Origin of the sequence: Anabaena catenula FACHB-362, from assembly GCF_014698735.1 — a bacterium.
In the GTDB taxonomy this organism is placed as follows: Bacteria; Cyanobacteriota; Cyanobacteriia; order Cyanobacteriales; family Nostocaceae; genus Anabaena; species Anabaena variabilis_A.
On the sequence record NZ_JACJTQ010000004.1, the window covers coordinates 161,915 to 182,896 of the forward strand.

The 20,982-nt window shown below is 40.8% G+C and carries 17 protein-coding genes and 1 other RNA gene; 14 read left to right on the top strand and 4 right to left on the bottom strand.

Annotated features, from left to right (window positions below; all coding sequences use genetic code 11):
- The first annotated feature begins 3 nt into the window (after window positions 1-3).
- The 7 genes from atpB (at window position 4) to H6G68_RS04935 (ending at window position 5,614) form a co-directional block, all read left to right on the top strand.
- Window positions 4-762 carry a F0F1 ATP synthase subunit A gene (gene atpB, locus H6G68_RS04905; RefSeq protein ID WP_190713726.1) on the top strand — a complete coding sequence of 253 codons (759 nt, stop codon included), beginning with the start codon at window positions 4-6 and terminating at the stop codon, window positions 760-762.
- Window positions 763-865: 103 nt separating this feature from the next.
- Window positions 866-1,111: an ATP synthase F0 subunit C gene (atpE, locus tag H6G68_RS04910; protein ID WP_015206126.1), complete on the top strand. Its 246-nt coding sequence runs from the start codon at window positions 866-868 to the stop codon at window positions 1,109-1,111.
- A gap of 140 nt (window positions 1,112-1,251) precedes the next feature.
- On the top strand, window positions 1,252-1,743 hold the full coding sequence (locus tag H6G68_RS04915; protein ID WP_127053817.1) for a F0F1 ATP synthase subunit B': 492 nt from the start codon (window positions 1,252-1,254) through the stop codon (window positions 1,741-1,743).
- A 112-nt stretch (window positions 1,744-1,855) separates the two neighbouring features.
- Window positions 1,856-2,407: a F0F1 ATP synthase subunit B gene (locus tag H6G68_RS04920; RefSeq protein WP_127053818.1), complete on the top strand. Its 552-nt coding sequence runs from the start codon at window positions 1,856-1,858 to the stop codon at window positions 2,405-2,407.
- On the top strand, window positions 2,404-2,958 hold the full coding sequence (atpH, locus tag H6G68_RS04925; RefSeq protein WP_190905622.1) for an ATP synthase F1 subunit delta: 555 nt from the start codon (window positions 2,404-2,406) through the stop codon (window positions 2,956-2,958). Before H6G68_RS04920 ends, atpH begins: the two co-directional genes overlap by 4 nt.
- Before the next feature lie 99 nt (window positions 2,959-3,057).
- Window positions 3,058-4,578, top strand: coding sequence for a F0F1 ATP synthase subunit alpha (gene atpA, locus H6G68_RS04930; RefSeq protein ID WP_190905623.1), 1,521 nt, complete (start codon window positions 3,058-3,060; stop codon window positions 4,576-4,578).
- Window positions 4,579-4,666: 88 nt separating this feature from the next.
- On the top strand, window positions 4,667-5,614 hold the full coding sequence (locus H6G68_RS04935) for a F0F1 ATP synthase subunit gamma (RefSeq protein ID WP_190905624.1): 948 nt from the start codon (window positions 4,667-4,669) through the stop codon (window positions 5,612-5,614).
- A 290-nt stretch (window positions 5,615-5,904) separates the two neighbouring features.
- Here H6G68_RS04935 and H6G68_RS04940 read toward each other — a convergent pair whose 3' ends face one another.
- Window positions 5,905-6,324, bottom strand: a complete 420-nt coding sequence (locus H6G68_RS04940) for a type II toxin-antitoxin system VapC family toxin (protein WP_190905625.1) — start codon at window positions 6,322-6,324, stop codon at window positions 5,905-5,907.
- A complete protein-coding gene (locus tag H6G68_RS04945; RefSeq protein ID WP_190905626.1) occupies window positions 6,321-6,578 on the bottom strand; it encodes a hypothetical protein in 258 nt (85 codons plus the stop codon). The genes H6G68_RS04940 and H6G68_RS04945 overlap by 4 nt, the downstream gene beginning before the upstream one ends.
- 245 nt (window positions 6,579-6,823) lie before the next feature.
- Between H6G68_RS04945 and H6G68_RS04950 the strand changes: the two genes are divergently transcribed.
- Together H6G68_RS04950 and ssrA are read left to right on the top strand one after the other, a co-directional pair.
- Complete coding sequence (locus tag H6G68_RS04950; protein ID WP_190905627.1) at window positions 6,824-10,102, top strand: HEAT repeat domain-containing protein; 3,279 nt, start codon at window positions 6,824-6,826, stop codon at window positions 10,100-10,102.
- A gap of 252 nt (window positions 10,103-10,354) precedes the next feature.
- Window positions 10,355-10,745: a transfer-messenger RNA gene (ssrA, locus tag H6G68_RS04955) on the top strand.
- 227 nt (window positions 10,746-10,972) lie between these two features.
- Here the strand turns inward: ssrA and H6G68_RS04960 are convergent.
- Window positions 10,973-12,406: an aromatic ring-hydroxylating dioxygenase subunit alpha gene (locus tag H6G68_RS04960; RefSeq protein ID WP_190905628.1), complete on the bottom strand. Its 1,434-nt coding sequence runs from the start codon at window positions 12,404-12,406 to the stop codon at window positions 10,973-10,975.
- 134 nt (window positions 12,407-12,540) lie between these two features.
- Between H6G68_RS04960 and H6G68_RS04965 the strand changes: the two genes are divergently transcribed.
- The 3 genes from H6G68_RS04965 (at window position 12,541) to H6G68_RS04975 (ending at window position 16,556) form a co-directional block, all read left to right on the top strand.
- Window positions 12,541-13,290 carry a PAP/fibrillin family protein gene (locus tag H6G68_RS04965; RefSeq protein WP_190905629.1) on the top strand — a complete coding sequence of 250 codons (750 nt, stop codon included), beginning with the start codon at window positions 12,541-12,543 and terminating at the stop codon, window positions 13,288-13,290.
- 282 nt (window positions 13,291-13,572) lie between these two features.
- A complete protein-coding gene (locus tag H6G68_RS04970; protein ID WP_190905630.1) occupies window positions 13,573-14,697 on the top strand; it encodes a site-2 protease family protein in 1,125 nt (374 codons plus the stop codon).
- A 632-nt stretch (window positions 14,698-15,329) separates the two neighbouring features.
- Complete coding sequence (locus H6G68_RS04975) at window positions 15,330-16,556, top strand: PQQ-dependent sugar dehydrogenase (protein WP_190905631.1); 1,227 nt, start codon at window positions 15,330-15,332, stop codon at window positions 16,554-16,556.
- Between the two features lie 188 nt (window positions 16,557-16,744).
- Here the strand turns inward: H6G68_RS04975 and H6G68_RS04980 are convergent, their stop codons facing one another.
- Window positions 16,745-16,942, bottom strand: coding sequence for a hypothetical protein (locus H6G68_RS04980; RefSeq protein WP_190905632.1), 198 nt, complete (start codon window positions 16,940-16,942; stop codon window positions 16,745-16,747).
- Window positions 16,943-17,298: 356 nt separating this feature from the next.
- On the opposite strand from H6G68_RS04980, the gene H6G68_RS04985 reads away from it, so the two are divergent.
- Window positions 17,299-19,017, top strand: coding sequence for a diflavin flavoprotein (locus H6G68_RS04985; protein WP_190905633.1), 1,719 nt, complete (start codon window positions 17,299-17,301; stop codon window positions 19,015-19,017).
- A 206-nt stretch (window positions 19,018-19,223) separates the two neighbouring features.
- Window positions 19,224-20,936 carry a diflavin flavoprotein gene (locus tag H6G68_RS04990; RefSeq protein ID WP_190905677.1) on the top strand — a complete coding sequence of 571 codons (1,713 nt, stop codon included), beginning with the start codon at window positions 19,224-19,226 and terminating at the stop codon, window positions 20,934-20,936.
- The last annotated feature ends 46 nt before the right edge of the window (window positions 20,937-20,982 follow it).

Consider the following 20,982-nt stretch of genomic DNA (forward strand, 5'->3'; position numbering starts at 1 on the left):
AAAATGCTGAATTTTCTGAACTTCTACTCTGTTCCACTTGCCGAATTGGAAGTGGGTAAACATCTGTACTGGCAAATAGGTAACTTGAAGCTACATGGCCAGGTGTTTCTCACCTCATGGTTTGTTATTGGTGTGCTAGTACTAGCTTCCGTCTTGGCAAGCAGTAACATCAAAAGAATTCCCAGTGGGCTACAGAACCTGATGGAGTATGCCCTGGAATTCATTCGAGATTTGGCTAAAAACCAGATTGGCGAAAAAGAATATCGCCCTTGGGTGCCATTTGTCGGCACTTTGTTTTTGTTCATTTTTGTGTCAAATTGGTCAGGGGCGCTAGTTCCTTTCAAGCTAATTCATCTGCCAGAAGGTGAACTGACAGCACCCACAAGCGACATCAACACAACTGTTGCCTTAGCTTTGTTGACATCCTTAGCGTATTTTTATGCTGGGTTCAGCAAAAAGGGTTTAGGGTATTTTGGCAACTACGTGCAACCAGTTTCGTTTATGTTGCCGTTCAAGATTATTGAAGATTTCACCAAACCCCTTTCCCTAAGCTTCCGTTTATTCGGTAACATTTTAGCTGATGAACTGGTGGTAGGAGTACTAGTTTTGCTAGTTCCTTTGTTCGTCCCCTTACCAGTAATGGCCTTGGGATTGTTTACCAGCGCCATTCAAGCACTAATTTTTGCCACTTTAGCTGCTGCTTACATCGGTGAAGCGATGGAAGATCATCATGGTGGTGAAGAGCATGAGGGACATCATTAATCTCTCAGAAAATAGTCATGAGTCATTGGTCATGGCTTATGAGCAACTAACAACTGACCAACTACAAAACCCGTTCAACTCAGTAAAGTAAGGAAAGAATATCATGGATCCATTAGTTTCTGCTGCTTCCGTTATTGCTGCTGCTCTAGCTGTTGGTTTGGCTGCAATCGGCCCCGGTATTGGTCAAGGTAACGCAGCCGGACAAGCTGTAGAAGGTATTGCTCGTCAGCCAGAAGCTGAAGGCAAGATTCGCGGTACATTGCTGTTAAGCTTGGCATTCATGGAAGCGCTAACCATCTACGGTCTAGTAGTTGCTCTAGTGCTACTGTTTGCTAACCCCTTCGCATAATCAGTAATGAGTGCTGAGTAATGAGTGCTGAGTAAAAACAAGTTAAGAGTTGGGAGTTTAACAAAAATAACTCAAAACTATTAACTCAGGACTCAGGACTCAGGACTCAGCACTAAAATAGTAGATAGGAATAAGCAAACATGACACACTGGATCACCTTATTGGCTGTAGAAGAAGTTGCCAAAGAAGGGGGTTTGTTTGATCTAGATGCTACCCTGCCTTTGATGGCAATCCAGTTTCTAATCTTAGCCCTAATATTGAACGCAACTCTTTACAAGCCCCTGGGCAATGCGATTGATGGACGGAATGAATACATCCGTAGTAATCAATTAGAAGCTCAAGAACGCTTGTCAAAAACAGAAAATTTAGCACAGCAATATGAGCAGGATCTAGCAGGAGCTAGACGGCAAGCACAAACAATTGTTGCTGAAGCTCAAGCCGAAGCTCAAAAAATCGCTGCCCAAAAAATTGCCGCAGCGCAACAGGAAGCCCAGGCACAAAGAGAAAAAGCCGCTGGTGAAATTGAGCAGCAAAAACAACAAGCTTTAGGTTCCTTGGAAGCACAAGTTGATGCTCTCAGTCGGCAAATGCTAGAAAAGCTTTTAGGAGCAGATTTAGTTAACCAGCGCTAACTCAAAAAATAGTCATTGGTCATTAGTCATTAGTCATTAGTCATTAAGTAAGACAACTGACAACTGACAACTGACAAAAAAGTTTTGGCAGCGCAGTTGTGGATGAAAAATCATGGGGACTTTTTTACTGTTGACGGCCGAAGCTAGCGCCGTCGGAGGTGAATTGGCAGAAGGAGGGTTTAGTCTAAACACAAATATTTTAGACACTAACCTGATTAACCTGGCCATTATTATTACTGTGCTGTTTGTCTTCGGACGGAAAGTTGTGGGTAACACCCTAAAAACTCGTCGAGAAAATATTGAAACAGCAATTAAGAGTGCAGAGCAAAGAGCTAAGGATGCAGCCGAAAAGTTGAAAGAGGCGCAACAAAACCTAGATCGAGCTACTGCGGAAGCGGAAAGAATTAAAAAAGCAGCCCAAGACAATGCCCAAGCTGCTAAAGAAGCTATTCTGGCACAAGCTGCTGTAGATATTGAGCGCTTGCAGGAAGCAGGGGCAGCCGACTTGAGTGCAGAACTAGATAAAGCGATCGCTCAATTACGTCAAAAAGTAGTTGCTCAGGCACTGCAAAAAGTTGAGGCGCAACTCAAGAGCGGAATTGCTGACGATGCTCAACAAGTTTTAATTGAACGCAGCATCTCACAATTGGGAGGGAAAGTATGAAAAGTAATGCAGCAGCAGCCGAAATAGCCCAGCCTTATGCACAGGCGCTGTTGTCTCTGGCGCAATCGAAAAACTTAACAGAAGATTTCGGCACAGATGCACGTACTTTCCTAGGCTTCTTTACAGCCAACAAAGAGCTTGAGACATATTTGGGCAACCCCTTTATTCAAGCTGAAAACAAGAAGAGTCTGCTCAAACAAGTACTTGGGGAAGGCGTTAGTCCCTACCTACGTAACTTTTTGCTGCTGCTAGTTGACAGACGACGCATTTCTTTCTTGGAACCGATTTTACAGCAGTATTTAGTACTGTTGCGGCAGCTGAATCAAACCGTATTAGCCGAAGTTACTTCTGCCGTTGCTTTGACAGAAGCTCAACAGCAAGCAATTACAGAAAAAGTAATTGCCATCACCAAGGCTCGCCAGGTAGAAATACAAACCAAGATAGATAGCGAGTTGATTGGCGGTGTGATTATCAAAGTCGGCTCACAAGTAATTGATGCTAGTTTGCGCGGTCAACTACGTCGTCTTTCCTTGCGCTTAAGCAGTAGCTGAAATAATTAATAATTCAAAATTAAAAATTAGAAAAAACTATTTTTAATTTTGAATTGTATTGACTTCTTCCGTCTCGAAAGAAAACTAAAGCACAGACAAATGAGTATTTCCATCAGACCAGACGAAATCAGCAACATTATCCAACAACAAATCGAGCAATATGACCAAGAGGTTAAAGTTGCTAACGTTGGTACAGTCTTACAAGTTGGTGACGGTATTGCCCGCATCTATGGCCTGGAAAAGGCTATGGCTGGGGAACTCCTAGAATTTGAAGATGGCACAATAGGCATCGCCCAAAACTTAGAAGAAGATAACGTGGGCGCGGTATTGATGGGTGAAGGCCGGGAAATTCAAGAAGGTAGCTCCGTAATTGCTACTGGTAGAATTGCTCAGGTACCTGTAGGTGAAGCCTTAGTTGGTCGCGTTGTCGATGCTTTGGGTCGCCCCATTGATGGTAAAGGCGATCTGAAAACTACAGAAACCCGCTTGATTGAATCCCCAGCACCTGGGATTATTGCCCGTAAGTCTGTACACGAACCAATGCAAACCGGGATCACCGCTATTGACTCGATGATTCCCATCGGTCGTGGTCAACGGGAATTGATTATCGGTGACCGTCAAACTGGTAAAACAGCGATCGCTATCGACACCATCATCAACCAAAAAGGTGAAGATGTAGTTTGTGTTTACGTTGCCATCGGTCAAAAAGCTTCCACCGTTGCTAACGTAGTTCAAACCTTACAACAAAAAGGCGCAATGGACTACACCGTAGTTGTAGCCGCTAACGCCAGTGACCCAGCCACCTTACAATACCTAGCTCCCTACACAGGCGCAACCATTGCTGAGTACTTCATGTACAAAGGCAAAGCGACCTTAGTAATTTACGATGACCTTTCTAAGCAAGCTCAGGCTTATCGCCAAATGTCCTTGCTACTACGTCGTCCACCCGGACGGGAAGCATACCCCGGAGACGTATTTTACATCCACTCCCGCTTGTTGGAACGTGCCGCTAAATTGAGCGATGAACTAGGTAAAGGCAGCATGACCGCCCTACCAATTATCGAAACCCAAGCTGGTGACGTATCTGCCTACATTCCTACAAACGTAATTTCCATCACCGACGGTCAGATTTTCTTGTCTTCTGACTTGTTCAACTCTGGTATCCGTCCCGCTGTAAACCCCGGTATCTCCGTATCCCGCGTAGGTTCTGCGGCACAAACCAAGGCAATGAAAAAAGTTGCCGGTAAGATTAAGTTGGAATTGGCACAGTTTGACGACTTGCAAGCTTTCGCGCAATTTGCTTCTGACTTAGATAAAGCCACCCAAGACCAATTGGCACGTGGTGTCCGCTTACGGGAACTCCTCAAGCAGCCCCAAAACGACCCACTGTCAGTAGCTGAACAAGTAGCGATTCTTTACGCTGGTATCAACGGTTACTTAGATGATATCCCAGCTAATAAAGTTACCGTATTCGCTAAAGGTTTACGTGATTATTTGAAGACCGTTAATACTGCATACTTCCAAGGAGTACAAGGCAGCAAAGTCCTCGGTGACGCAGAAGAAGCAGCCTTGAAAGCAGCACTAACCGAGTTCAAGAAGACCTTCCAAGCAGCAGCGTAATCGGTAATTGGTAATTGGTGATTGGTGATTGGTAATCCCAATGACCAGTGACCAATGACCAATGACTAATGACTCAGGACTATAAATTATGGCCAATCTTAAAGCAATACGCGATCGCATTCAGTCGGTCAAAAACACCAAAAAAATCACAGAAGCCATGCGGCTGGTGGCTGCGGCACGGGTACGTCGCGCCCAAGAACAGGTAATTGCCACCCGTCCCTTTGCAGACCGCTTGGCACAAGTATTGTATGGGTTACAAACCCGTCTGCGGTTTGAAGACGTAGACTTACCACTACTGAAAAAACGCGAAGTTAAATCAGTAGGTTTGTTGGTAATTTCCGGCGACCGGGGTCTGTGCGGTGGTTACAATAGTAACGTCATTCGCCGTGCAGAAAATCGTGCTAAGGAACTTAAAGCCGAAGGTATAGACTACACATTTGTAACTGTCGGACGCAAAGCTACTCAGTACTTTCAACGACGCAATCAGCCTATTGATGCTAACTACAGCGGTTTAGAACAAATTCCCACCGCAGCAGAAGCTACTAATATTGCTGACGAACTACTTTCCTTGTTTCTCTCGGAAAAAGTAGACAGAATTGAGCTAGTTTATACCAAATTCGTTTCCTTGGTTAGCTCTCGTCCCGTGGTACAAACTTTGCTACCCCTTGATACCCAAGGTTTAGAAGCAGCAGATGACGAAATCTTCCGCTTAACTAGCCGTGGTGGTCAATTCCAAGTAGAACGGGAGAAAGTGGTCAGCCAAGTCCGCGCCTTGCCTCGTGATATGATTTTCGAGCAAGACCCTGTACAAATTCTTGATTCTCTGTTGCCATTGTATCTGAGTAATCAGTTATTGCGATCGCTTCAAGAGTCAGCAGCTAGTGAACTAGCAGCACGAATGACAGCCATGAGTAACGCCAGTGAAAACGCCGGTGAATTGATAAAGAGCCTTTCATTGGTTTACAACAAAGCCCGTCAAGCAGCAATTACCCAAGAACTCCTAGAAGTTGTGGGTGGTGCAGAGGCTTTAACTTAATTTGGTAATAGGTGATTGGTGATGGGTAATTGTTAAATGAACCAGAGCCAATCATCAATTATTGGTTTATTAATCTAAAAATTATACGTAAACAATTACTTGAAACTTTTATATTTAGGACTTACGCAAGATGTGACTGAAAACCTTATTCCTGTGTAGCGGTAATTCATGAATTACCGCTACTTTGGTTCTGTTTTGCGTAAGTCCTAATATTTAATCTATACCATAACCAGTAATTGGCAGTTTCAATATTATTTAATTTTGTTACAAATTACCTGAACATAAGCAACCTAAATAAACCAATTCTCAATTACCAGATCCTCAAATTCCTGAAAATCTGCAACATTATTTGTTACTAAAATCAAGTTATTGCAGAAGGCAATACTCGCAATCTGTCCATCAATAAAAGCAGGTATTTTACCAATTTTTGATAATCTAGCCCTTTCCTGTGCGTGCCATTTTGCGGCATTGAGATCATAATCAAACACTGGCATTTTAGCAGGTATTTCTTCGATATAATCTTCTAAAAAACGTCTTCTTACAGAGTCAGGAGGTAAACGTAAACAGCCAAATAATAATTCATGAATAACTACCGAAGCAGTAGCTACTCCACCTTGGTACTGATTCATTTTATCAACGACTAATTTATTTGGGATTTTTTTATTAATTTCCGAAATAATATTAGTGTCTAAAAGAAAACGAAAACTCACAGTTCTACCTCCCGTCCTGGGCTACGATCTCTAAGATTCGCAAAATCATCATCTGTAAATTCTATACCCTCCCTTTCCATACGTTCCCGAAATCGCAAGGTCATTTCCCAGAAATTTTCACCGTCAGGATTAAAAGTTTTTATCTGTTCCTTTTCCTTGTTTTGGGATAATTGAGACTCAAGTACATTAAGCAGAGAAGTTTTATCTTCTACAGATAAATCATCCAGAGATTTAATTATTTCTTGTAATGTCATTGTAAAACCTCCTCTAAAGGTCATTTAAATATTTTACAATACTCAAAGCAGTTATTGTTATTGTAGTCACTTCTGGAAGTTGTTGGTGGTTCATAAGCATTTACTTAATTTTGTGTTTGGGAATTTTAAAATAAATCACGGATAATTATCGGCATTGCATAGAGACAGTTATGTAAGTAATCACACTCCAGAGATATTTTATCGAGTAACATAGAAAACAGCGCCTATCTTTCTCTCGTCGATGTATGAGCATTGATTTTCAAAGATACCTGGAATCTATTTGCAGCAAGTATCAACAGTGGTGGAGCCTAGTAGATAAATTAACAAATACAGTAGGTTGTCAAAAAGCTGATGGGGAAAAATTATCCTCACTGTTTGATTTTGGCTTGATGGCGCAGATAATTGAGCCAAGAAAACGACAAAATGAAATTTCTGAAAAAATAGAACGTCTCTCAGTTTTAGAGGGATTGCGTAAGTATGCTGCTAAGGAATCTGTGTTATTGATAGGTCGTCCAGGTGCAGGTAAATCAACGACTTTAGCGCGGCTGTTGGTGGAATCAGCCAAAGAAGCACTTCAAAATCAGCAAAGCCAGATTCCGGTGTTGGTGGAGTTGCGATATTACAAGGATTATTACGAAACTTCAGTCCTGGATTTAGTGCAAGCTTTTCTAGAGCGTCACGAGTTATACGACTTATCTATTTCTGAGTTAAAGAAGTTGTTAAAAGAAAAGCGGTTCTTGCTGTTGATGGATGGTATCAACGAACTACCTGATGACGATGCTCGGAGAAAGATCAAACTTTTCCGTCGGGATAACTCTAATACACCCATGATATTCACCACAAGAGATGGTGGTGATGATTTGGGGATTGGAAAGAAATTGGAAATGCAACCCCTGTCAAATTGTGAGGTGCAGCGATTTATTGATGATTGTATGCCAGGGCAGACTAGAGAAATTTTACAACAATTACGCGATCGCTTGCGGGAGTTGGGACAAACTCCGCTAGTAATGTGGATGCTGTATTTCATATTTCAGAAAACGCAAGATGTACCTTTAAGTAGTGGAGAGGCATTGCGTAAGTTTACTCAGTTGTATGAACGTAATTCTAATGATGTCCCCGTTTCTGAAGAATGCCGTCTTTGGAGGTCTGGTTTATTGGAACATCTGGCTTTTGAAATGATGCAAGCTGATAAACCTACAGATTTTCGTTTAAGTATTTCTGAAAGAGACGCAAAGAAAAATTTTACAGAATTTCTACAAGGCAAGGAAGAGTATCCAGAACGTTCAGCGATTATTTGTCTAGATGATTTGCTAAAGCACCACTTGATTCAACGCAATCCGCAGAATGATGAAATTGAATTTTGTCATCAGTTACTTCAGGAATATTACGCCGCAGAATCTCTACTGCGACAGCTTGATCAAATTAGTCCTGAGAATTTGAAATATTTTTATCTAAATTATTTGAAATGGACAGAACCTTTATTGCTGATGTTGGCATTGCCTGAAGTAACAGACAAAAAGGCGGTCGAAATAGTGAGTTTAGGTTTAGATGTTGATTTACATTTGGGTGCGAAGTTGGCGGGAGCAGTAAAATCAGATTATCAGAAAAATACAGTTATTTTAGTTGATAAATTAAATATTGATCATCAACTCAAAATATTGCTTTTAGGACTAACCCGCTCTACCAGCATGATTCCGATTGTATCTAAATATTTAAATAATGCTAATCCTGGTTTTCGTAAAAAAGTTATCGAATCTTTCGATAGGATTGAATGTGAGGAAGCTACTCAGATTTTGTACCAAGTCTTGAAGGATGAAAATTATGATGTAAATAGGACTGCTGCTATCATTCTTGGAAAACGTGGTGATCAAGCTGCAATTCCAATTTTGATAGATGCTCTAGAAGATAAAAATTTTTCTGATTATTTCTGGGTTTCCTATGCTTTAAAGAAAATTAGTACAAAAACTTTAATTAGTGCTATACAGAAAGTTATAAAACATGGAGATGCTGAAGTTCGCAAGAAAGCTATAGAAACACTATATCCTAACCAAGTTAATTCTTTAGAAGCAGTTAATATTTTGATTGAATGTCTAAAAGATACAGATAGTAATGTTAGGAATAGTGCTGCTTTTCGATTGGGTTTAATTGATAATAAAAAAGCTGTATTACCTTTAGTAGAATCTCTCATAGATGAAAGCTTCTCAGTGAGAACTACTATTTGTATATCATTAAAAAAGATTGATAGTAATGCGGCAGTTTCCTATATAACTCAAATATTGTGGGATAAGAACTCCAATAGTCATATACAAATTGCCGAGCCATATTTACAAATAGGTAATAGCAAGATTCTTCAAGATAGCCGCTCTAATTTTTGTCAAAAATATATAGAGGCTTTAGGATTTATAGGAAATGATAATGCAATTCCTACATTAATTTATGCTTTATATGATGAGAATATGAACATTTACTCCTATGCCGCTATTGCATTAGGTAAAATTGGAAATAAAGCTGCCATTTCCGCTTTAATTCATGCTTTAAAAAATGTTTATTTCGGAGTTAGGAATATAGCTGCTTATGTATTAGGAGACTTTGACAGTGACGAGGTAATTTCTGCTTTAATTATGACCCTCAAAGATGAGTGTTATTTGGTTCGTGAAAGCGTTACTGTTGCATTAGATAAAATTCGCATTAAGCAGGATGAAACTTTAGATACTCAGAGCGAAGATATTACGGAATTAGAAGGAAATGATCAAGCAATTGTTCTAAGTCTTGCTTTAAAATCCCAAGACATAATTCCTTTTGGAAATGCTATTGATGAAATAGAAAAATATAGTTATAACGTTGCTATTCCTGAGCTATTCAAGGCTTTAGAAAGAGAAGATACTTCAATACGTTGGATGGCTGCGTCTGCAATAGGTAAAACAGGTAATACTGAACTTCTACCTCGTCTTTCCGAACTTCTAGTTAGAACTGGTGATGAACCTTTGAGTGCTGCAATTTTTGGAATTCAAGAGCGTTGTAAGTATTATAATTATATAATTGCAACTTCTCCCCTTTTGGAAGAGGAGAATAACACCGATTCGTTAGCTAATTCTATAAACACACTCACTCATACTATCAAAACCATGTCAGAAAATAGCCAAGCTTCTAAATACAGTTTCCCAAATGCTACAACTGTTCAAATTGTTGAAAATAATAACGGTGAAGTTATTGCTCATAAATATGCAGCCCATCAAAAACAAAATATCGCTGAAGTAGAAACAGTAATTCAAAAATTGCTTGAGCAAATTGAACAAAATAAACCAACACCAATCGAAGCTGAGTTAATTGTCAATCAAGCCGTTGATAATCATCCAGTGCTTAAAGATAAACAAGTGATTGAACAAGCGATAAAAAATTATCCAAATCTAAAAATACGTTTGCGTAGAGTTGCAACAGCAGTCGGTATTGAAACAGTCAAGGTAATATTTGCTCCTGCTGGTATTTTAATTGAAGGCGTTAAGGCTTGGACTCAACCTGAATAGAATTTAATTTCTGTGGTTCATCATCCGATAATCAACGCGAACTAATTTTATTTAGCAAACTCTCATAAATTTGCCAACTAATACCTGATAAATGGACGATTTCTTCTGATTGAGTCAAAATTTGGCTAGTCATGGCGATATCCAAAGTCAGCAGAGCGATCCGATCGCAATCAGCGATAAAATATTTCTCTCTACCTTGAATTTATTGTCAATTTCCAAAACGGCGTACTATAATAAAAGTGTGAAGCACATGGGGCTTTAACGGTTTCGACAGGTTGGCGAAAGCTTCTCTGTGATTCAGGTCGAGAGCGAGTCACCTCTCGGAAATCAAAGACTCGAAAAAAAAGTAAATGCGAACAATATCGTAAAATTTGCTCGTCGGGAAGCTCTAGTAGCAGCCTAAAACACCTCTTACAGGTTCGAGCGTCTCCAGTTTGACTCCGTTAAGGACTAGAGACCTAACCCCAACGGATGCTTCAGTAAGCGTTCTCTGGTTGGCTTGCTGGCTAAGATTAAATCAGAGCATCCTACGTTCGGGATAATGAACGATTCCCGCCTTGAGGGTCAGAAAGGCTAAACCTGTGAACGAGCGGTGGGTTAATACCCAATTTGGACATGGGTTCAACTCCCATAAGCTCCATTTTCAAGAATGAACCAGTCCACTTACACTTTTATGTGTGGGTGGATTTTGGCTTTCAAGGTGGATTTATAGCAGGAGTCAGGAGTCAGGAGTCAGGAGTCAGGAGACGCTTCGCAGACCTTCGGTTCAGGAGTCAGGAGTAAAACCCTCTTGTAGTGAGAGTTTCACTATCAATTGATGTCCTAACCACCCTGTCCACGGCTATAAATTAAGCACTACTGAATATTTTTCTAGTTTTTCTCAGGCAGATTTCTAGGTGGAACTAAGCGTCCTTGATAAAACCGTCGTTCTAACCTACCCAAACCAAACCAAATCCCAGCACCACTAATCACAAGCAATGTCAGAAAACTAATCGTGAAAATATTCGTCTGACCATAAATAAATATCAGCAAGGGAAGCAATGCCCAAACCAACACTGTCACCACAGCTACTCCCACCCGTAACCGTTGCAGATTAGCCAGCGCAGTCCGGCAACTAGCACATTTTTCAGTGTGAGAGTGGGATCTATCTAATAAAGCTTCCTTCGGTAAGGGCGGTGGTAGAGTTTTGCCCGCAAAAGGATCAACACTGTATTGATTCACCCAAGAACGCAACTGAAAGACAAACAAATCTGCCTTAGTTGGCAAATAAAACGCCTTGGTAAAATTGTCACTACCACCACGTTCTTCCAGATACCGTTCTTGATGATGCAAGAAAATTTGGTCATCTTCTAAAACGCTATTTTGTCCAATGTGTGAATACCAGCGTGGAGTCAACTTCAAAAACAGTCCTGGTAATTTGGAAGAAAACTTGAAAGGAAAAATCGCAAATAATCGACATTCTCCCTTGCGAATGGGAGTTGCATAAACCACCGTTAAAGTCCTGCCAAACTGTTTAGAAGTCAGGTCATGCCACATTAAACCAGGGGCAATAAAAGTAGTATCTTGCCGTCCTAAAGTTCCTTTGCGGGGGCCTGCTGCCCAAGTGCCTTTAAATCCCCATTTCCCTGATTCTACAACCTCCAATTCCACAGGCGATACATTAGATCGGTTGCCGACGGTGCGATGATGGGTGTAAGGAATGTGACTGGAATCTAAGACGTTTTCCATCAACGTCAAGGCATCATAGGGAATATCTCGAAAAGTATTCAGGCAAATCCAGCCGTCCGGGTCTTCGTCTAAAATGTCAACAATGGGAACTTTCGTTTTAGCTGCATTCTCCGCAGCACCAGGATAAACAAACAACATTCCTTGGCGAACTGTGGTCGGGAATAAAGTTGCACAGCCACGTTGAGAAACTTCTGCTTTTCCACCTTCAACTTGCTGGGGAATGCGATCGCATTTTCCTGTTCCTGAAAAAGCCCAACCATGATAAGGACATTCTAACAATCCATCCTCGTTAATTCTTCCTTCCGATAGTGGCGCTAACCGATGAGGGCATTGGTCTAGAAATGCTCGCCACATCTGCTCGTTATTATCCCACCACAAAACCATATCCCTTTCTAGCAAGGTGAAGCGAGTAGGCTGGGATTTGTCTAAATCTTCAACATAATAGACAGGATACCAAACCTCTTGCCAATCAAAGCGATCTGGGTCGATTCCACCTGCGGGGAGTGCTTCTGTTGTTCTGGGTTGAGATGTGACTGCAAGAGGAGATGCCTCTGACTGGATAATACTGTTGGACATGGTGGAATCAACAATGATTTTGATTTTCTATCCAAAACTAAAGTAACAATTTTTTAATCGCCTTGGCAGATAGATTTCAAAAATCAGCCGATTGTGTAAAATTGCATCAGTTAAAGCTAAAACATTTTAACACTATGGTAGTAAATACAGGAAAATGTGCAGCAGCTAAAACAGCTTTGCGTCAGGCATTAGCTGCTTGTGGTGGCAATACCAAGGACAAAACTGTAATTGCTGCTATTGAAAATCTCCAATCTCTCAATCCGACGACAGCACCAGCCCACAGTGGTAGTTTAATGGATAGTGAATGGTTGTTGATCAGTGCGCCAAATTTTCCTCAAGGTGAGCAACTTGCAGATGGCAGATATGCCTATACCTTGGGTCGTTTGGCTTTTAATATGTTTAAACCAACAAAACTAAAAGTGGTGATTGACCGCGTTCTTCAACCTGTGGTTCCATTAGGAAATGGAGAACTGCGAACTCATGATATTGTTGTTGAATTTACGACTATTGATGAATCCGTTCCTCAAATATCTGGGATTGTTCGCAACCAAGGAATTTGTCAACCTGTGAGTGATACGGTGCTGCAAGTGCAATTTACGGGAGGAATTTTAAAACCGCAATCTACAACCCAAATGGAGGAATGGAAGGCGGTTTTTGGTGAGCAAGGTAAGTCTGAAAAAAGAAGTTGGCAAGATATTGTGATGTCTGGTTTTTTGAGGTTAATGTTTGGTTTAGTTCCTCCGCAAACTATGAATCCAGAAACTGGAGAAGTTACTTTTATTATGAATCGTTCTCCCAAAGGACGTTTAGAAATCCTTTATTTAGATGAAGAACTGCGGATTACTCGTGGAGAAAAGGGAACTGTTTTAGTTTGTGAACGATGACAGTATTTACACCTTGGAGAACATCGTTACCAAGTTGCTGATATGCTCACAAACAAAAACGTGTAGCTAGATTTGCTGAAGCATCCTAAGTACCTGCTAGTAAAAACAGCAGCCAAAGAGGCAGGGGGAAATGACGTTGATCAAGGCTAAATTCGCATAACCACACCTTAATGGACGGACACCACTACCGTTACAAAGATTAAATTTACTTAATATTTCGTTACGATAAGGTCATTGAGAGAAACAACAAACCTCTCAATGCCCATGTCACAGGTGAACGCCATGAATAGCACAATTCGGGTTGGCAACCTTTTTGGAATACCTTTTTATATACATCCGTCCTGGTTTTTAGTTTTAGGTTTGGTAACTTGGAGCTATAGCAGTGGACTAGCGGCACAATTTCCCCAATTAGGTGGGGGATTGCCTTTGGTACTAGGATTGATGACGGCACTGTTGTTATTTGGCTCAGTTGTCGCCCATGAATTAGGACACAGCTTTGTCGCTATTCGCCAAGGAATTGATGTTAAATCAATTACACTATTTATATTTGGTGGACTGGCAAGCTTAGAAAAAGAATCGTCAACTCCAGGAGCAGCTTTTTGGGTAGCTATTGCCGGACCAATCGTTAGTTTGATGCTGTTTGCTACGGCGACAACAGTTGGTTTTGCAACTGCTGCATCTGGACCATTGGCTGCTATCCTGGGTCTACTAGCTTCTGTTAATTTGACATTAGCTCTGTTTAACCTCATTCCTGGCTTGCCCTTAGACGGAGGGAATATACTGAAAGCAATAGTTTGGAAAATTACTGGTAAATCCTATAAAGGAGTGGTTGTTGCCAGCCGAATTGGACAAATTTTTGGTTGGTTAGCGATCGCCTCTGGTCTCATTCCTCTACTATTATTTGGTAGCTTTGTTAACGTCTGGAACTTGTTAATTGGCTTATTCTTGCTGCAAAATGCTGGTAATGCTGCCCAATTTGCTAGAGTGCAAGAAAAACTCACAGGTTTAACAGCAGCGGATGCTGTAAACAACGATAGTCCGATTATCAAAGCGAATTTGAGTTTAAGAGAGTTTGCAGATCAACAACTCTTAAATGCTCAGGAATACCGCCGGTTTTTGGTGACAGATGAGCAAGGACAATTGTTAGGAGCGATATCAATTGATGACTTGCGAACCATCCCGAATACATTATGGTCAGAAACTCAAGTCTTCCAAGTAATGAAACCAATTGAGCAGTCTAGCACCGTACAATCGGATAAACCGTTGTTGGAAGTCGTACAGTTACTCGAAACACAAAAATTATCAGCACTGGCTGTAATTCGTGACAATGGGTTGTTAGTCGGAATTTTACAAAAAGCTGCAATTATCAACTTACTTCAGAAGAAAGTACAAACCAAATTTGCATAATCTCTTCAATTCTCCAAATATAAACTCAAAATTGCCATGAAAAGCAGTTTTGAGTTTTGATGTTTGTAGGTAATACCAATTTTACAGCACTTCCCAGTGTCATGAGGTACAACAACCCCACCCCCAACCCCCTCCCCGCAAGCGATGAGGGGGCTATGATGTACCTTATAAAAAAGGAATCCGCTGTATGTAAGGCTGCACAGAATTCAGAAATCCATAGATTGATCCATCTTTATCTGTGTTTATCTGCGTACATCTGCGGTCGATTATTCTTGATATTTTATTCTATGCAACTTCATATTAATTTGGTATAAGTATTCAGAATACAGAATAGACTGCTACAAGGTTTTGCTGATGGAATTAAAAAGGCAGCTATGTCCCCAGAAATAAATTTAGGCTAAAAATCACTTTTTTTCATAGGTACAGATTCACAACCAACACCGCCAATTGTTAAATAAGTCCGTGGATAGATGTAGTTAAACTCAACTAAAGCTAGAGTATATGGCTTTAATAGTAAATAAAAAACCAAGCTGCTAATTACCTTTATACTAAATTGGCAATAAATTATAAAAATAAATTATTTAGCCATTTACAATACCATGCAGGCAGCGATTGTTTGGACAGAACAAATAATGAAACAGACAAAAACTCTTGCAGCCAAATTACTTTTTGGCATAGTTTTACTAGGACTTTCTGCTTGCAACTTACCCACAACTGAGTCTGCAAACACTAACAATCAAGAAACACAAACAGCCCAACAAGTCAGCCAACAAACTGCTACTAAAAATCAAGCCTGTACTTTAGTAGAAAATGGCTTCGGTTCCCAAGGACAGGTAAAACTGCGAGTTGAAGAAGTGGTAACAGGTCTGGAAGTTCCTTGGGGAATAGCTTTTCTGCCCAATCAAGATATGTTAGTTACCGAACGACCGGGACGAGTTCGCCTCGTGCGGGGTGGTAAACTTGTTACCAAGCCAGTAGCTACTATCAAAGTAACAGAGAGCGGTGAAGATGGTTTACTTGGTATTGCCACTCATCCTAACTTTGCCAAAAACCGATTTTTCTACATTTACTATACCGCTGATAGAAATGGGTCACAGGTTAATCGTGTAGAAAGATGGCGACTATCTGAGAATGAACTTACTGCTTCACCAGATAAAGTAATTCTCGACAATATTCCTGTAGCCCAATTTCACAATGGTGGTCGTATTCGCTTTGGCCCAGATGGAATGCTTTACATTGGCACTGGAGATGCCAGAGAACCGCAAAGTTCCCAGGATGTTAATAGCCTTGCTGGTAAAATTCTGCGTGTGACACCTGACGGACAAGTACCACCAGATAATCCATTTGCTAAAAATCCTGTCTATATCACCGGGATTCGCAACACTCAGGGATTTGATTGGCGCGATAAATCGACACTATGGGTGACAGACCACGGACCCAGTGGGGATTTGGGAAGAAGAGGTCACGATGAACTCAGTTTAGCAAGAGCAGGAGACAATCTGGGCTGGCCTACTATCTACCGTTGTGAATCAAGGAAAGGACTTGTGACTCCGTCGATAGTTTGGCGTGAAGCCTTACCTCCTGGTGGTGCAGCAATTTACACTGGCAATTCTATTCCTGAATGGAAAGGTAGCTTAATTATTGCCACCCTCCGTTCCCAACACTTGCAGCGTGTTGTTTTCAACCCCAAATCTCCCCAACAAGTCGAGCGTCATGAGGTGTATTTGCAGGGTAAATATGGACGACTGCGAGAGGCGATTATGGGGACAGATGGTGAATTATATGTCACCACCAGTAACTGTGATGGACGAGGAAATTGCCCTCCACAGCAGGACAAAATTCTCCGCATTACCCGATAAGAAGGATTCAAAGCAAATTAATATGAAGTTGCATAGAATAAGATTTCAAAAAGAATTGACCGAACCTAAACGCCGATAAAGACGGATTAATTAATGGGTTTCATGATTCTGTGCAGCCTCATATTAATTTGCTATCACACTATTTTTTATCTGCCCTTCGGACGGATCTGCCTTCTTTCAATGTTTGTTTAAAATGTCCCTCTAAATGCTGCATAGGTAAGGCTAATGATAAGTGGGACAATGATAGAAACAGCAATAATAAATCCCGTTTTACCAAACTGAATTTTTTGACCATCCGCTTTCAAAAGAGCAATTAAAGCTGCGGTTGCCATTAAAATCCAAATGACTCCAAAGATGATAAAGATAGTAAATGCTGAGTCATTCATATAGGAATCTGGTTTGATTACTGAATTTACTTGTGTGGGCAGGGAATAGGGGAGGTAGATATGTAGGATAACATTTCTGGCTTGCAGATTATGACAAATAATTTGTCAAGAAAAGCCAATATCTGTATGATGGTTTAAGGATTTTAAATTATGCCAAGAAAAATAAATATTTAAGTCGTATTGCATTTGACATAATTAATAATTAGTATATTTTTCTAGTCATAAAATATGCTGAAAAAGAGCATTAATTGATACAAGTTGAATTTACCGAAATATATTCTTGATTACAACTTTAAAAAGAATTTAGGAAGAAAATGGATTGAGAAGAGAATATTATTTGGACTCGGAGACGAATCATGGTAGCGATCTCAGAGAAAGTTCAGCCCCGGTTAACTATACAAACTGTAGAAATTGCCCCTAACACCACGGCGATTCGCTCTCTTGATTGGGATCGAGATCGTTTTGATATTGAATTTGGACTGCAAAACGGCACAACCTATAATTCATATTTAATTAGGGGTGAACAAACAGTTTTGATTGATACTTCTCACCAGAAGTTTCGTCACCTGTATTTAGAAACCCTCAAAAGTATTGTTAATCCCAAGACAATTGATTACATTATTGTCAGCCACACAGAACCAGATCATAGTGGTTTGGTAGAAGACGTATTACAGTTAGCACCGAGAGCAACTGTTTTAGCTTCTAAAGTTGCGTTGCAGTTTTTAGAAGGCTTAGTACATGATCCTTTTTCCAAGCGAATTGTCAAAAGTGGCGATCGCATCGACCTTGGGAAAGGACATGAAATCGAATTCGTCAGTGCGCCCAATTTACACTGGCCTGACACCATTTTCAGCTTTGATCGCCAAACCCAAATCCTCTATACCTGTGATGCATTTGGAATGCATTTCTGCGACAATCGCACCTTTGACGAAGACTTAGAAGCGATTGAAGCCGACTTCAGATTTTATTACGATTGCTTAATGGGTCCTAATGCTCGTTCTCTATTGAATGCAATGAAGAGAATGGGTGAACTTGGCAAAATCAAAATAATTGCTAACGGACATGGCCCATTACTGCATCATAATCTAGATCTGCTGACAGAGTGTTACCAAAACTGGAGCCAAAAACAAGCTACAGCAGAGACTGTAGTTGGTTTATTCTATGTCTCAGAATATGGATATAGCGATCGCTTGGCTATGGCCATTTCTGAAGGTATCCAAAAAGCTGGAGTGGGAGTAGAAGTAATTAATCTCAACACAGCAGAACTCCAAGAAATTCAAGAACTAGCAGGTAGAGCATCGGGTATTATTATCGGAATGCCTCCAAGTACCTCCGTAGCTGCTCAAGCTGGGATGAGTTCATTGCTATCAGTCGCCAAAAATAAGCAAGTAGTAGGACTATTTGAATGTTATGGTGGCGATGATGAACCCATTGATACCCTACGTCGTAAATTTATTGACTTAGGCGTAAAAGAAGGCTTCCCAGCAATTCGGATTAAAGAAGTTCCCAGTGCATCAACCTACCAACTTTGTGGAGAAGCTGGTACAGACTTGGGACAATTGATCATGCGAGAACGCAACATCAAACAAATCAAGTCCCTCGACGTGAACATGGAAAAAGCGTTGGGTAGAATTAGCAGCGGCTTGTATATTGTCACCGCCAAAAAAGGTGATATGAGTGGAGCAATGATCGCTTCCTGGGTAACACAAGCTAGTTTACAGCCTTTAGGGTTCACAATAGCCGTGGCCAAAGACCGGGCTATTGATAACTTACTCCAATTAGGCGATCGCTTTGTTCTTAATGTTCTGGAAGAAGGAAATTATCAAGACCTGAAAAAGCACTTCCTCAAGCGTTTACATCCCGGTGCGGATAGATTTGCCGGCGTGAAAACCCAAACCGCTAAAAATGGTTCACCCATTCTTACAGACGCACTCGCATACATGGAATGTGAAGTTGTCAGCAGCATGGAATGTAGCGACCATTGGATTTTATACTGCACAGTTGAAGATGGACGTGTTTCCAAGCCTGATGGAATCACAGCAGTACGCCATCGCAAAGTAGGGAATTACTATTAATAGGGAATAGGGAATAGGTGATAGGTGATAGATAATTCTCCAAATTACCTATTACCCATTACCTATTTTGAAATTTGAATTGCAATGCACAGATATTTTCCTGCAAGTATTTCATAATTATTATGAGCTTCCCAGATCTTCTTTCTAACGCTTTTGAATCTGCTAAAAACTGGTTGTTACAAGTTTTTTCTCCACAACAAAAACCTATGAGCAATTCCAAACCACGCGACGTACAAATTCTACCTATTGCCACAAATACAAAAGTTCTTAGAGCCAGAAGTGCGTCACGTCTAAGGTTTGAAATTGAATATGCACTTGAAAGAGGAACTACCTCCAATTGCTATTTAATAGAAGCCGATAAAACTGCATTGATTGATCCTCCAGGGGAAAGTTTCACCGCAATTTATCTGGAAGCATTACAGAATACAGTTAACTTCAGAAAGTTGGATTATGTAATTTTGGGTCATTTTAGTCCCAACCGTGTACCAACTTTAAAAGCCCTGTTAGAAGTTGCACCACAAATAACTTTTGTTTGTTCTCTGCCTGCATCTGCTAATTTACGAGCAGCTTTCCTAGACCAAGATATCAAAGTTTTGGTCATGAAAGGGAAAGAAACTTTAGATTTGGGTCAAGGTCATGTTTTAAAATTCTTACCTACTCCTAGTCCCCGTTGGCCAGAAGCACTTTGTACCTACGACCAACAAACCCAAATTCTCTACACAGATAAATTATTTGGAGTGCATATATGTGGAGATGACGTATTTGATGACAACTCAGAAACCTTCAAAGAAGACCAGCGTTACTACTTTAATTGCTTGATGGCTCCCCATGCAATCCATGTGGAAGCAGCGTTGGAGAAAATCTCCGATTTGCAAGTGAGAATGTATGCTGTAGGTCATGGGCCGTTAATTCGTACCGGCTTAATTGAACTGACAAAAGCCTATGGAGAATGGAGTGTTTCTCAAAAAAATCGGGAAATTTCCGTGGCGTTACTTTACGCTTCAGCCTATGGCAACACAGCAATTTTAGCACAGGCTATGGCGCTGGGATTAACCAAAGGTGGGGTTGCAGTTCAATCAATTAACTGTGAATTTGCCCTACCTGATGACATTCGTAATACTGTAGAAAAAGCAGATGCTTTTATTATAGGTACTCCCACCATTGGTGGTCATGCACCTACTCCTATTCACACCGCTTTGGGTATTGTTCTTTCTACTGGTGACAACAGCAAACTCGCTGGGGTATTTGGTTCCTACGGTTGGAGTGGTGAAGCCTTAGACTTAGTTGAAGGTAAACTCCGAGATGCTGGATATCGGTTTGGCTTTGATACCCTAAAGGTAAAATTTAAGCCTGATGAAGTCACACTCAAATTGTGTGAAGAAATCGGTACAGATTTCGCTCAAGGCTTGAAAAAAGCTAGAAAAATCCGTGTACCCCAACAATCTGCTACCCCAACAGAACAAGCTGTAGGCCGGATTATTGGTTCTGTATGTGTGGTGACAGCCAAGCAAGGAGAAGTTTCCACAGGAATGCTAGGCGCTTGGGTGTCTCAAGCTACATTTAATCCACCAGGAATTACAGTCGCGATCGCTAAAGACCGAGCGGTAGAATCCCTGATGTATCCTGGTGGAAAATTTGCCCTCAATATTCTCCCTGAAGGTGTTCATGTAGATTACATGAAGCATTTCCGCAAGAATTTCGCCCCCGGAGAAAATAGATTCGCTAACTTCCAGACTGTAGAAGCAGACAACGGTTGTACAATCCTCACCGACGCATCAGCTTATCTGGAATGTTCAGTTAGCCAACGTCTTGAATGCGGCGATCATTGGGTAGTATATGCAACTGTCGATAACGGTAAATTACTCAAGGCTGATGCGATGACTGCTATCAACCACCGCAAAACTGGCACACACTATTAATTACCTAAAGGTATAAATTAAATAACCACCTAATAACCACCTTAGT

Bases quoted from the DNA above. Each gene is read 5' to 3' on its own strand.
- H6G68_RS04960 (WP_190905628.1), bottom strand. From the start codon at position 12,406: ATGTCCAACAGTATTATCCAGTCAGAGGCATCTCCTCTTGCAGTCACA.
- H6G68_RS04975 (WP_190905631.1), top strand. From the start codon at position 15,330: ATGAAACAGACAAAAACTCTTGCAGCCAAATTACTTTTTGGCATAGTT.
- atpE (WP_015206126.1), top strand. From the start codon at position 866: ATGGATCCATTAGTTTCTGCTGCTTCCGTTATTGCTGCTGCTCTAGCT.
- atpB (WP_190713726.1), top strand. From the start codon at position 4: ATGCTGAATTTTCTGAACTTCTACTCTGTTCCACTTGCCGAATTGGAA.
- H6G68_RS04935 (WP_190905624.1), top strand. From the start codon at position 4,667: ATGGCCAATCTTAAAGCAATACGCGATCGCATTCAGTCGGTCAAAAAC.
- H6G68_RS04950 (WP_190905627.1), top strand. From the start codon at position 6,824: ATGAGCATTGATTTTCAAAGATACCTGGAATCTATTTGCAGCAAGTAT.
- H6G68_RS04945 (WP_190905626.1), bottom strand. From the start codon at position 6,578: ATGACATTACAAGAAATAATTAAATCTCTGGATGATTTATCTGTAGAA.
- H6G68_RS04915 (WP_127053817.1), top strand. From the start codon at position 1,252: ATGACACACTGGATCACCTTATTGGCTGTAGAAGAAGTTGCCAAAGAA.
- atpH (WP_190905622.1), top strand. From the start codon at position 2,404: ATGAAAAGTAATGCAGCAGCAGCCGAAATAGCCCAGCCTTATGCACAG.
- H6G68_RS04985 (WP_190905633.1), top strand. From the start codon at position 17,299: ATGGTAGCGATCTCAGAGAAAGTTCAGCCCCGGTTAACTATACAAACT.
- H6G68_RS04980 (WP_190905632.1), bottom strand. From the start codon at position 16,942: ATGAATGACTCAGCATTTACTATCTTTATCATCTTTGGAGTCATTTGG.
- H6G68_RS04990 (WP_190905677.1), top strand. From the start codon at position 19,224: ATGAGCAATTCCAAACCACGCGACGTACAAATTCTACCTATTGCCACA.
- H6G68_RS04970 (WP_190905630.1), top strand. From the start codon at position 13,573: ATGAATAGCACAATTCGGGTTGGCAACCTTTTTGGAATACCTTTTTAT.
- H6G68_RS04965 (WP_190905629.1), top strand. From the start codon at position 12,541: ATGGTAGTAAATACAGGAAAATGTGCAGCAGCTAAAACAGCTTTGCGT.
- H6G68_RS04920 (WP_127053818.1), top strand. From the start codon at position 1,856: ATGGGGACTTTTTTACTGTTGACGGCCGAAGCTAGCGCCGTCGGAGGT.
- atpA (WP_190905623.1), top strand. From the start codon at position 3,058: ATGAGTATTTCCATCAGACCAGACGAAATCAGCAACATTATCCAACAA.